This window comes from Novosphingobium mangrovi (assembly GCF_022818885.1).
Taxonomy (GTDB): Bacteria; Pseudomonadota; Alphaproteobacteria; order Sphingomonadales; family Sphingomonadaceae; genus Novosphingobium; species Novosphingobium mangrovi.
Genome location: NZ_JALHAT010000032.1, coordinates 1 through 10,295 on the forward strand (window position 1 = coordinate 1; position 10,295 = coordinate 10,295).

16 protein-coding genes are annotated in these 10,295 nt (G+C 66.1%); 9 read left to right on the forward strand and 7 right to left on the reverse strand.

Annotated features, from left to right (window positions below; genetic code table 11):
- Nucleotides 1-132 precede the first annotated feature (132 nt).
- The 7 genes from MTR65_RS15495 to MTR65_RS15525 all read right to left on the reverse strand — a co-directional run bounded on the left by MTR65_RS15495 (nt 133) and on the right by MTR65_RS15525 (nt 3,086).
- Nucleotides 133-414: a hypothetical protein gene (locus MTR65_RS15495; RefSeq protein ID WP_243801758.1), complete on the reverse strand. Its 282-nt coding sequence runs from the start codon at nt 412-414 to the stop codon at nt 133-135.
- On the reverse strand, nt 411-770 hold the full coding sequence (locus MTR65_RS15500; protein WP_243801760.1) for a hypothetical protein: 360 nt from the start codon (nt 768-770) through the stop codon (nt 411-413). Before MTR65_RS15500 ends, MTR65_RS15495 begins: the two co-directional genes overlap by 4 nt.
- A 32-nt stretch (nt 771-802) precedes the next feature.
- Nucleotides 803-1,141, reverse strand: coding sequence for a hypothetical protein (locus tag MTR65_RS15505; protein WP_243801762.1), 339 nt, complete (start codon nt 1,139-1,141; stop codon nt 803-805).
- A 12-nt stretch (nt 1,142-1,153) separates the two neighbouring features.
- Nucleotides 1,154-1,444 carry a hypothetical protein gene (locus tag MTR65_RS15510; RefSeq protein WP_243801764.1) on the reverse strand — a complete coding sequence of 97 codons (291 nt, stop codon included), beginning with the start codon at nt 1,442-1,444 and terminating at the stop codon, nt 1,154-1,156.
- Nucleotides 1,445-1,487: 43 nt separating this feature from the next.
- On the reverse strand, nt 1,488-1,874 hold the full coding sequence (locus tag MTR65_RS15515; RefSeq protein ID WP_243801766.1) for a PspC domain-containing protein: 387 nt from the start codon (nt 1,872-1,874) through the stop codon (nt 1,488-1,490).
- Between the two features lie 154 nt (nt 1,875-2,028).
- Complete coding sequence (pspA, locus tag MTR65_RS15520; RefSeq protein WP_243801768.1) at nt 2,029-2,883, reverse strand: phage shock protein PspA; 855 nt, start codon at nt 2,881-2,883, stop codon at nt 2,029-2,031.
- Nucleotides 2,880-3,086 (reverse strand): hypothetical protein, encoded by a 207-nt coding sequence (locus MTR65_RS15525; protein ID WP_039390526.1) that lies wholly within the window; start codon nt 3,084-3,086, stop codon nt 2,880-2,882. Before MTR65_RS15525 ends, pspA begins: the two co-directional genes overlap by 4 nt.
- Before the next feature lie 167 nt (nt 3,087-3,253).
- On the opposite strand from MTR65_RS15525, the gene pspF reads away from it, so the two are divergent.
- The 9 genes from pspF to MTR65_RS15570 all read left to right on the forward strand — a co-directional run.
- The gene (gene pspF / locus MTR65_RS15530) at nt 3,254-4,315 is read left to right on the forward strand and encodes a phage shock protein operon transcriptional activator (protein ID WP_243801770.1); all 1,062 of its coding nucleotides are present in this window, start codon (nt 3,254-3,256) and stop codon (nt 4,313-4,315) included.
- Between the two features lie 208 nt (nt 4,316-4,523).
- A complete protein-coding gene (locus tag MTR65_RS15535) occupies nt 4,524-5,060 on the forward strand; it encodes a sigma factor-like helix-turn-helix DNA-binding protein (RefSeq protein WP_226635146.1) in 537 nt (178 codons plus the stop codon).
- A gap of 111 nt (nt 5,061-5,171) precedes the next feature.
- Nucleotides 5,172-5,525, forward strand: coding sequence for a hypothetical protein (locus tag MTR65_RS15540; RefSeq protein ID WP_199904368.1), 354 nt, complete (start codon nt 5,172-5,174; stop codon nt 5,523-5,525).
- Nucleotides 5,526-5,545: 20 nt separating this feature from the next.
- The gene (locus MTR65_RS15545; RefSeq protein ID WP_159108044.1) at nt 5,546-6,022 is read left to right on the forward strand and encodes a hypothetical protein; all 477 of its coding nucleotides are present in this window, start codon (nt 5,546-5,548) and stop codon (nt 6,020-6,022) included.
- Between the two features lie 14 nt (nt 6,023-6,036).
- Nucleotides 6,037-6,432 carry a JAB domain-containing protein gene (locus MTR65_RS15550; protein WP_243801772.1) on the forward strand — a complete coding sequence of 132 codons (396 nt, stop codon included), beginning with the start codon at nt 6,037-6,039 and terminating at the stop codon, nt 6,430-6,432.
- Nucleotides 6,433-6,833: 401 nt separating this feature from the next.
- Nucleotides 6,834-7,406, forward strand: coding sequence for a ribosome maturation protein RimP (rimP, locus tag MTR65_RS15555; protein ID WP_243801774.1), 573 nt, complete (start codon nt 6,834-6,836; stop codon nt 7,404-7,406).
- Between the two features lie 3 nt (nt 7,407-7,409).
- Nucleotides 7,410-9,092: a transcription termination factor NusA gene (gene nusA, locus MTR65_RS15560; RefSeq protein WP_243801776.1), complete on the forward strand. Its 1,683-nt coding sequence runs from the start codon at nt 7,410-7,412 to the stop codon at nt 9,090-9,092.
- On the forward strand, nt 9,073-9,852 hold the full coding sequence (locus MTR65_RS15565; protein WP_243801779.1) for a DUF448 domain-containing protein: 780 nt from the start codon (nt 9,073-9,075) through the stop codon (nt 9,850-9,852). The genes nusA and MTR65_RS15565 overlap by 20 nt, the downstream gene beginning before the upstream one ends.
- A gap of 24 nt (nt 9,853-9,876) precedes the next feature.
- On the forward strand, nt 9,877-10,295 hold a 419-nt coding region (locus tag MTR65_RS15570; RefSeq protein ID WP_243801781.1), incomplete at its 3' end, for a translation initiation factor IF-2 associated domain-containing protein.

The window sequence follows — 10,295 nt, forward strand, 5'->3', positions numbered from 1 at the left end:
GCGGCGGCCGATGGTGCGGCCATGGTCCGAGCGTTCGGAGGGCAGGTGCAGCTTCTTGGCGCGCAGCCAGGTAATGCAGCCGATGACGAACATGACCACCACGGCCGTCCAGAAACTCATTGTCGTGATACCTTATGTATGGGCGAGGAGGGGCGTGGCCTGCTCCTCGGTCGGGTGGGGCAGCTGGTGTTGGCTATCCTGCGCGTGGCGGCCGGGCGAGGCAAGGTTTTCGAGGTGGCGCAGGCGTTCCTCGAGGTCGCTTTCGCGGGCCTTGAGGGCGTGCGTGTCCGCGGCCAGTTCCAGCTTGCGTTCCAGATAGGCGAGGTAGCGTTTGTAGGCGCTGGCGAGCGTTGCGAAGAGCAGCACCACCGTTCCCATGACGATGGTGACGGTAAGAAGGTCGCCCAGATTCACTGGCGCGTCTCCGCAGGTACGTCGGCGCGGGCGAGATCGCGGGCCTCGCGCAGCGATTCGATCTGGCGCGCCACGTCATAGCCCTTGTCGGTGACGATGCTCTCGACTGCGGCGAGGCGGTCCTTGACCGCGCTCATCTCGGCGCGCAGTTCCGCGTTCTCCTGGGTCAGCAACTGGACGCGGGCCTGCGCCTCGCCGTCGGTCTTGGGGTAGATGCTCTTGCCCCAGGAATTCTCGAGCGGATAGCCGTGACGCATGCGCAGCCAGTTGTTGAAGATCCAGCCCGCCGTGGCGACGGCGGTGCCCACGATGATGATCGGGCTGAGCATTTCGATGGTCGCGATATCGAGAGCCATGGCAGTGTCCTTTCGGGGAAGGGCGGCTGGTTTCAGCGCGCGCGGTGGGCAGGGGCGGGCGTTGCGGCCGGGCTGCGGGCGGTGTCGAGCGCGCTCAGCGCCTCGATCTGGCGGGCGACATCGTAGCCGCTGTCGGTGACGATGGTTTCAAGCGCGGCGGTGCGCTTTTCGAGGTATTCCACGCGTTCGAGCAGTTTGGCATGGGTTTCCGCCTGTTGGCGCGTGGCGGCCGGATCCGCCTTTTCGGTCTTGCCGAACCACTCGTCTTCCAGGGCATAGCCGTGACGGGCGCGGATCCAGTTGTTGAGAAGCCAGCCACCGGTGGAAACAGCGACAATGCCAAGGACGAATTCGGGGGTGCCGAAGTTCATGGGGCAGTCCCCTCAGTTCACGCGCTTGGTGGGGGCGGGGGCACGCTCGGCGTCGGTCTCGCGCTGGTCGCGCAGGGCTTCGATCTGGAGCGCGGTGTCGTAGCTGCCATCGGTCACGATGCGTTCGAGGACACGGACGCGTTCTTCCAGTTCGCGCGCGTTCGAGGCGTACTGGGCGGCCTTTTCCGCGGTCGCCTCGACCTGGATCTCGGCCATCTTGCGCTGGTGCTTGGTCCAGACGACGAGGGCGCCGACCAGAAACGGTGCAAGGGGAATGAGAAGCGCGAGTGAGCTGGTGTCCATGATGATCGTGTCCCTGTTTGATGCCCGGTGGAAGTGATGCGCCTTAGCGCAGGCTCTCGATCTCGGCCGCGAGGCGCGAGTTGCTGCTGGAATAGTGCGCTTCCATGTCGGCGACGCGCCGGTCGATGTCGCTCAGCTCGCCGCGCAGGCGTTCGCCGCGGCCGATCCCGGCCTTCCTGGCGCGGCGGCGTTCCATGCGGCGCAGCAGGCGCTCTTCCTCGTGCGCGCTGTAGTCGGACAGCGGGCGCTTGTCGGCGATGAGCGCGACCGCGATGTAGATCGCGATGACGATGGGGAAGCCGAAGAGCAGCAGGAGCACGGCGCCGAGCCGGATCCAGAGCGCATCGACATCGGTGAAGTCGGCGATGCCCGCGCAGACGCCTGCAAGCTTGGCGTTCGACTTGTCGAGATAGAAATGTCCACGTGACACTGTGCTGGTCCCTTCCCTTGGGTTGTCCCTTGCAGGAGACGTTCGTATCTCCCGCGCCCCCGGACCATGGCCCCTTACCACGGATGGCGTAGGGCCCTTGATGACGGGCCGAGCGGCGATCCGGGTGTCTGCCGCGCGGCCCGGTGGCCTTGGTCTACTGCCCGGTGGTGTCCGAGCCCTGGCCCATCGTCTTCTTCATCTGCGCCAATTCGGCCTCGATCGAGTCGCCATCGGCGAGCGCGGCAATTTCATCGGCGAGCGTCGGCTGGCGGCTGTCGTCGCCGATGTTCATCGCCTCCGCGCGGCCTTCGGCATAGTCCACCCGGCGTTCGAGCTGGTCGAAGCGGGCCAGTGCCTCGTCGACGCGCTCGCTGGCGAGCAGGGTGCGCAGCTTCACACGGTTCTCCGCGCTCTTGAGGCGCGCGGCAATCGCGCTCTGGCGGCTGCGCGCTTCGCGCAGGCGGCTCTGCAGCTTCTCGATGTCCTGTTCGTAGGCGCTGAGCGAATCGTCGAGCACCGCGATTTCGGAACGCAGCTGCTCGGCCATGTCCGAAGCCTTCTTCTTTTCAAGAAGCGCGGCGCGGGCCAGGTCCTCACGGTTCTTGCTCAGCGCCAGCTGGGCCTTGTCCGCCCAGTCGGCCTGGAGCGCGTCGAGCTTGTCGGCGTGGCGGCGCAGCTCCTTCTGGTCGGCAATCGTGCGGGCCGAGCTGGTGCGCACCTCGACGAGGGTCTCTTCCATTTCCAGGATGATCAGGCGGATCATCTTGGCCGGGTCTTCCGCCTTGTCGAGCATGTCGTTGAAGTTGGCGGCGATGATGTCGCGGGTGCGCGAGAAGATACCCATGCTGGCTATTCCTTTGTTGTGGCTCGGGCGGCGGGTGGAGGTGGTGAACGAGGCGTGGCTGTCGTTGGCGGCGTGCCAGGTGCGACCGCCCTGGCGTTGTCCGCGATCATCGCACGCATCGCTGGAAGCGTGAAGGATCTCGATTTCGGTGTCGAGGCGGCTCATGCGAGGGGTACTCCGCAAATGGGGGCGGCGTAGGCCTTGGCCGGGCCGAGCTGGTCGGCCATCGCCATCAGGTTGAGGGCACCCATCGCCAGCAGGCTGGCAATGATTGCCCAGTCGAGCTTGGTGCGGGCAAGGGTCGCGCGCGGCTGGCGGGCGGCGAGGTCGGAACCGGTCTGGTCGGAGCTGGCAGTACGCAGCGGCATGGCGAAAAATCCCTGTTGCAGTGTGCCTTTCGGCGTGTTGCCCAAGACATTGCAGGAGGCGTGCCAAATGCGAAAAATGGCTGAATTGCAGGCTTTGCTAACTGTCTGGCCGATGAACCACATTTTGCGTATTGCCAAATAATGGTAAATTACGCCAAATATTGGCAATGGATCGTGACGTTCAGTTCGTCGGCCAGTCGGTGGCCTTCCTCGATGCGGTGGAGCGCACCAGTCGCGCCGCCCCGATCACCCGTCCCGTGCTCGTCATTGGAGAGCGCGGCACGGGCAAGGAGCTGATCGCCCAGCGCCTGCATCGTCTGTCGCCGCGCTGGGGGGAGCCGCTGGTGACGCTTAACTGCGCGGCGCTGCCCGAAACTCTCATTGAGGCCGAGCTCTTCGGCCACGAAGCGGGCGCTTTTACCGGCGCGACGCGCGCGCGCGCAGGGCGCTTCGAAGAGGCGGACGGGGGCACGCTGTTTCTCGATGAACTGGGCAATCTCTCGATGGCCGCGCAGGAGCGCCTCTTGCGCGCGATCGAATATGGTGAGGTCGCGCGCATCGGCGCCTCGCGTCCGATCACGGTCGATGTGCGCATCGTTGCGGCGACCAACGCGGACCTGCCGCGCATGGCGCGCGAAGGGGCGTTCCGTTCCGACCTGCTCGACCGGCTGAGTTTCGAGGTGATCACGCTCCCGCCCTTGCGTGCGCGCGAAGGCGATGTCTTCGAGCTGGCGGATTACTATGGGCGGCGCATGGCGGCCGAACTGGCCTGGGAGGGGTGGCCCGGCTTTGCCCGCCCGGCGCTGGACGAACTGGAAGCCTACGCCTGGCCGGGCAACGTGCGCGAACTGCGCAACGTGGTGGAGCGGGCGGTCTATCGCTGGGATATTCCCGAGGAGCCGATCGGGCAGGTCGTCTTCGATCCCTTTGGCAGCCCCTGGCGGGTGGAGGAAGCGTCCGAGCCCGGCCATTCGGCACCCACATCTTCTACGCAGGCGTTGACTGCAACTTCGGGGGCGGTGGCCCGGAGCGCCGGGGAAAGGGAGCTTGCTCCGGCCCCGCTCCCGGACGATCTGCGCGCTGCGGTCGATGCGTTCGAGTGCGATCTGCTGCGCCGGGGGCTCGAGGCGAATCGCTGGAACCAGCGGCGCACGGCCATGGCGTTGGGGCTCAGCTACGACCAGCTGCGCCACGCGATGAAGCGCCATGCGCTGGCCCCGGGTGCCTAGCGCGGGGCGGTTGTGGGCCGGGATGGATCGGAACGGAGGGCGAATCCGCGCGCTTTGTCGATAGGGATAGCCGTTTTGACGATGATCGGGCAGGGGCGGCTGTTCTTATTGATGGGTCTGTTGCAAAATCGGACACGTGGGGAATTTCGGTCCCGTGGCGATTTTGCTACAGTCCATGCCCCGAAGATGAGCGATTGTAACGTGAGCCATGCCTGTTGAGATGGATGAACACCGCGCCCGGGCGCTGCTGGACGGCCTGACCGCCAAGCAGCGCGAGGTGCTCGATCTGCTGGTCCTGCATCGCACGACCAAGGAGATTGCGCGCGAGCTGGGCATCGCGCCCAACACGGTCGACCAGCGCATTGCCGGGGTGCGCGACAAGTGGGGAACCTCCAACCGCAAGGAAACCGCGCGTTTCTACGCGCGTCTGTGTGACCTATGTGGAAAAACCACATGTGATTTTTCGCGTGTCGACGAACCGGGGGCAGACGTCGAAAGTCTGCTTCAGGACCTGCCGGATACGCCGCAGTTCGTTCTCTCCGATGCCCGCCCCATGATGGGGTTTCCCGAGTGGCTGGAGGAAGAGCGCGAGCCTGTCGTGACCGCTCCGGTGGGCCTGGAGACCCTGGACCAGAAGTTCGGGCGTATTGGCCGCGTTGCCGCGATCCTCGTTCTTGCGATGGTCATGGCAATGACACTGGCCACCTCGCTGGCGGTAGCCGACGCGTTGGAGCGCCTTATCTGACAGTTCGTGCCGGGGTCTTCGCCAGACCCTGGTCGACCTTTTTCAGGTCGGCCGCTCGCGCCGCGGCCCTGCCTTCTCGTGTGGCCCCGGCATAGGACCGGAGACGACGACATGACCATGACCCCTGAAGTTGCCAGCCTGCGTATCGGCCGTTCGGTGACCTCGCTTGAGGATGCCATGGACGAACTGCTTGCCCGCTCGGGCGATCTCATGGCCGAAATGGCCCGCGCCCGCGTCGCCACGGCCGAAGCTGCGCACGCCGGTCAGCGCCCGATGATGCGCATCGCCGCCATGCAGAAGAACCTGATGGCCGCTCGCGGCGAACTGCTGCGCGCCCATGGCGACCTCTCGCAGCTTGCCGAAACCATGGGTATTCCGGTAGCCGGGTGCCCTGAAGAGGGGAGCCTTGCCAGCACCGCGGGCGAGGATCTGGAAGGCGACGTCGCCGTGGAGCGCGCCGCCTGACACCCACGGGTGCGGCTGTAATGGGGGAATCTGCGATGCTCTCGGGCATCTTCCTGCCCGCGTTCTTCCTGCTTCTGGTCGTCAGTCCCGGACTGGCGGCCTGGAAGGGGGGCGAGCCGGAACGCTGGGGCGGCATGGTCATTCTGGCCATGTGGGCGCTCCAGTCGGTCGGAGAATTCGTTCTTCCCAGCCAGTACTACGCGGTCGATCCCGTGGCCTTCCTGACCGACGTCGTCGGTATGCTGGGCTTTGGCATCATCGCGCTCAATGCAAGGAGGGTCTGGCCGTTATGGGCAGCCGCGTTGCAATTGCTGAGCCTGAGTGCGCACTTCGCCCGCTGGGCGGACCTCGACATTCCCGCGATTGTCTACGCGCTGATGCGCGATGGTCCGACCTTCGTGGTCATGATCGCGCTCCTGATCGGCACCTTGTGTCACATGCGCCGTGTGCGCCGGGAGGGGACGGACATCGCCTGGCAGAGCTGGCCGACCAGCTAGCCCGGGTGCGGGTCTTGAGCCGGGATTTCCCGCCGCTCCTCGCCGATCTGATGGGGCCGCTGGCGCGCGAGGTCCTGCTGATCGCCTATCTCGATACCCAGGGCCATGCGCTTGGCCATGTGTTTCTGGGGGGCGAGGATGTGAGTGCCGTTCATGGCCGCTACCGCCCGTTGATAGCGCCGGCGCTGCGATTGGGGGCTGCGGGCTTCCTTCTCGCGCACAACCACCCCTCGGGTGATCCGCGCCCGAGCGCCGCCGATATTCGCGCGACTCATGGCCTCCAGGCGCTGGGCCGCGCACTTGAACTGGAATTTGCCGATCACCTGGTGGTCGGAGGCCGACAAGTGACGAGCATGCGGGCCTGTGGCCTGCTGGGAGGACGTATCGAGCGCCGCCGCTGCGCGGCCTGATGAAACTTCGCGATCTTCGCGCAGGGACTGCACTTCAGACGCACAGCACCTGCGTGGAGCACATGGGGGAGTGATGACAGGCCCATTTGGATCGGCTTTTGTCGGTTCGGGTCCGTCTCGCTTCGTGGCGGCGGGAGGCCTTCGGGGCGTCTCGCCGCCCTTTTTGTCCGGCCCACGGGGCAGCTCTGCCCGGTGTCGGGCGGTGCAGGCCGTGCCTCGGTCCGAACGTGACCCTTGCATCTTTGCGCGAAAGAGCCTATCTGCAGGCTCATCCCGACATTGGTGAAACATGGATCGGGCTGGCGCCGGACAGGGGCCGGCGCGAAACCGCGTTTCCCGATGCGTTTTATCCCGCGACTCGCCTCAAGGCGAATCGCTCTATTCTGTAGCTGGAGTTCCGCTTGGCCGATCTTGCACGCCTTACCGAAGTCATCGAACCGGAGGTCACCGCCCTCGGCTTCGAGCTCGTGCGCGTGCGCCTGTTCGGCAAGAGCGAGGTCGGCGACGACGAGATCGCGCTGCAGATCATGGCTGAGCGTCCCGAGACCGGGCAGCTCGTGCTGGATGATTGCGTGGAGCTCTCGCACCGCATCTCGGACCGCATGGATGCGCTCGAAGAGGCGGGCGACGTGCTGATCGAGGAGGCCTACCGCCTCGAGGTCAGCTCGCCGGGGATCGACCGTCCGCTGACGCGGTCCAAGGACTACGCCAAGTGGGTCGGCCACGAGGCGCGCATCAACCTGACGGTGCCGGTCGACGGCAATCGCAAGGCCCTGAACGGCGATCTCGTCGGCATCGAGGGTGAGGCGGGCGCCGAGGTCGTGACCATCGAGGACAAGAAGTCGGGCCGGGTTTCCTTCCCGCTCGGTGACATCCATTCCGCCAGGCTTGTCCTTACCGACCGCCTGATCGCAGCCACCCGCCCGCTCGACACCGACGGTGCGGACGACATTCTTGAGGAACAGGAAGACTAAGCCATGGCCAGTGCGATTTCCGCCAACCGCGCCGAGCTGCTCGCGATCGCGAATGCCGTTGCCTCCGAGAAGATGATCGACAAGGCGATCGTCATCGAGGCGATGGAGGAAGCCATCCAGAAGTCGGCGCGCAACCGCTACGGCGCCGAGAATGACATCCGCGCCAAGCTCGATCCGCGCACCGGCGACCTGCGCCTGTGGCGTGTCGTCGAGGTGGTCGAGGAAGTCGACGACTACTTCAAGCAGGTCGACCTCAAGCAGGCGCAGAAGCTCGACAAGGAAGCCAAGCTGGGCGACTTCATCGTCGACCCGCTGCCCCCTGTCGACCTCGGCCGTATCGACGCGCAGTCGGCCAAGCAGGTCATCTTCCAGAAGGTGCGCGACGCCGAGCGCGACCGCCAGTACGAGGAATTCAAGGACCGCGCGGGTGAAATCATCACCGGCGTCATCAAGTCCGTCGAATTCGGCCACGTGATCGTCAACCTGGGCCGCGCCGAAGGCGTGATCCGCCGCGACCAGCAGATCCCGCGCGAAGCCGCCCGTGTCGGCGAGCGCGTGCGCGCCCTGGTCCTGCGCGTCGAGCGCCAGAACCGCGGTCCCCAGATCTTCCTTTCGCGCGCCCACCCGGACTTCATGAAGAAGCTCTTCGCGCAGGAAGTCCCCGAGATCTACGACGGCATCATCGAGATCAAGGCCGCCGCCCGTGACCCGGGTTCGCGCGCCAAGATCGGCGTGATCAGCCACGACCACTCGATCGACCCCGTCGGCGCCTGCGTCGGCATGAAGGGTAGCCGCGTCCAGGCGGTCGTCCAGGAAATGCAGGGCGAGAAGATCGACATCATTCCCTGGAGCGAGGACACCGCGACCTTCGTCGTCAACGCGCTCCAGCCCGCGACCGTCAGCCGCGTCGTCATCGACGAGGAAGAAAGCCGCATCGAGGTCGTCGTGCCCGATGACCAGCTTTCGCTCGCCATCGGCCGCCGCGGCCAGAACGTGCGCCTCGCCTCGCAGCTCACCGGCTCGCAGATCGACATCATGACCGAGGCCGAATCCTCGGAGAAGCGCCAGAAGGAATTCACCGAGCGCTCGACCATGTTCGAGAACGAACTGGATCTCGACGAGACGCTTTCGCAGCTGCTGGTGGCCGAAGGCTTCACCGAGCTGGAGGAAGTCGCCTACATCGACATGAGCGAACTCGCCTCGATCGAGGGCCTCGACGAGGAACTCGCCGAAGAGCTCCAGAACCGTGCCCACGAGGCGCTCGAGCGCCGCGAGGACGCCTACCGTGAGGAGCGCCGTGCGCTCGGCGTCGAGGACGGCCTGGCCGAACTCCCGCACCTCACCGAAGGCATGCTGGTCGTGCTCGGCAAGGGCGGCATCAAGACGCTCGACGATCTGGCGGACCTTGCCACCGACGAGCTCATCGCCAAGAAGCGCACCGAGCAGCGTCGCCGCGACGGTTCGGTGAACCGCCGCGCCCGCGACGAGGACAAGGGCGGCGTGCTCGGCGAGTACGGCCTGACCGAAGAGCAGGGCAACGAGATCATCATGGCTGCTCGCGCGCACTGGTTCGAGGACGAGGAGCCGGTGGAAGCCGACGCCGCGATCGAAACCGAAGCGGACACGGCCGACACGGCCGCTGCGCCCGAAACCGAGGAGGCCGCCGATGCGGAATCCTCGCAATGAGCGCGTAAGCTCCGACATTGATAGCACCGGGACGGAGAGGACCTGCATCCTCTCCGGCCGGAAAGGTGCGCGCGAGGACTTCATCCGTCTGGCGATTTCGCCGGACGGTCTGGTCCTTCCCGATATCCACGCACGTGCCCCCGGGCGCGGGGCGTGGATCGGCGTTTCGCGCGACACCCTTGAAAATGCACTCGCGAAGGGCAAACTAAAGGGAGCGATGGCGCGTGCCTTCAAGGGCGCGCCCCTGTCGATCCCCGAGGACCTTGGCGCGCGCATCGCGCAGGGGCTCGAGAAAGCCCTGACCGAACGCCTGGGACTGGAATTGAAGTCCGGGCGCCTCCTCATGGGATCGGACCGGATCGCGCAGAACGCGCGTGAGGGCAAGGTGGCCTGGCTGGCCCATGCCGCCGACGCCCGCGAGGATGGATCGCGCAAACTGGACCAGGCCTGGCGGGTCGGCCGCGATGCCGAAGGCTCGGGCCTGAAGGGCATGCGCTTGCCACTGGACCGCACCACACTGTCTGTGGCATTGGGCCGCGACAATGTCGTGCACCTGGCGCTGAATGATCGCGGCGCGGCCCAGAGGGTCGATTCGCTGCTGACGCGCCTCCTGCAATTCCAGGGGCAGGACCCACCTGATGACGGGCCCGATGACGGGGCGCCGACACCAGACGTTGGCGCAGAAATAGATGGCAAGGGGCAGGCCCAAGACGCTGTGCCCACGACGACACCCGACATGGGTCGGGCACACGCAGATTGAGATTTGAAGGGCAAAACGAGAATTATGAGCGAGACCGATAACAAACCGACCCTGGGCCGCAAGCCGCTTGGGCTGAAGCGTTCCGTGGAAGCCGGTGAGGTCAAGCAGACCTTCAGCCACGGCCGCACCAACAAGGTCGTGGTGGAAGTCAAGCGTCGCAAGGTGATTGGCAAGCCGGGCGCGGACACCGCGAGCGAAAGCAAGGCGGCCGAGACCAAGGCCCCCGAAGCGAAGGCTCCCGAGCCCAAGGCCGAGGCCCCGGCGCCTGCGCCGACCCCGACCCCTGCTCCGGCACCCACTCCGGCCCCGGCCCCCGAAGCCAAGGCTGAAGCGCCGGCCGCTCCGGCCCCCGCGCCTGCGCCCGCTCCCAAGGCGGAAGCGGCTCCGGCACCCGAGGCGAAGGCTGCACCCGAACCCGAGGCAAAGGCCGCTCCGGCGCCCAA

Excerpts from the sequence above, each read along its gene's own strand:
- MTR65_RS15500 (WP_243801760.1), bottom strand. The coding sequence starts at position 770 with ATGGCTCTCGATATCGCGACCATCGAAATGCTCAGCCCGATCATCATC.
- MTR65_RS15505 (WP_243801762.1), bottom strand. The coding sequence starts at position 1,141 with ATGAACTTCGGCACCCCCGAATTCGTCCTTGGCATTGTCGCTGTTTCC.
- MTR65_RS15510 (WP_243801764.1), bottom strand. The coding sequence starts at position 1,444 with ATGGACACCAGCTCACTCGCGCTTCTCATTCCCCTTGCACCGTTTCTG.
- pspA (WP_243801768.1), bottom strand. The coding sequence starts at position 2,883 with ATGAGCCGCCTCGACACCGAAATCGAGATCCTTCACGCTTCCAGCGAT.
- MTR65_RS15525 (WP_039390526.1), bottom strand. The coding sequence starts at position 3,086 with ATGCCGCTGCGTACTGCCAGCTCCGACCAGACCGGTTCCGACCTCGCC.
- pspF (WP_243801770.1), top strand. The coding sequence starts at position 3,254 with ATGGATCGTGACGTTCAGTTCGTCGGCCAGTCGGTGGCCTTCCTCGAT.
- MTR65_RS15535 (WP_226635146.1), top strand. The coding sequence starts at position 4,524 with ATGCCTGTTGAGATGGATGAACACCGCGCCCGGGCGCTGCTGGACGGC.
- MTR65_RS15540 (WP_199904368.1), top strand. The coding sequence starts at position 5,172 with ATGACCATGACCCCTGAAGTTGCCAGCCTGCGTATCGGCCGTTCGGTG.
- MTR65_RS15545 (WP_159108044.1), top strand. The coding sequence starts at position 5,546 with ATGGGGGAATCTGCGATGCTCTCGGGCATCTTCCTGCCCGCGTTCTTC.
- nusA (WP_243801776.1), top strand. The coding sequence starts at position 7,410 with ATGGCCAGTGCGATTTCCGCCAACCGCGCCGAGCTGCTCGCGATCGCG.
- MTR65_RS15565 (WP_243801779.1), top strand. The coding sequence starts at position 9,073 with ATGCGGAATCCTCGCAATGAGCGCGTAAGCTCCGACATTGATAGCACC.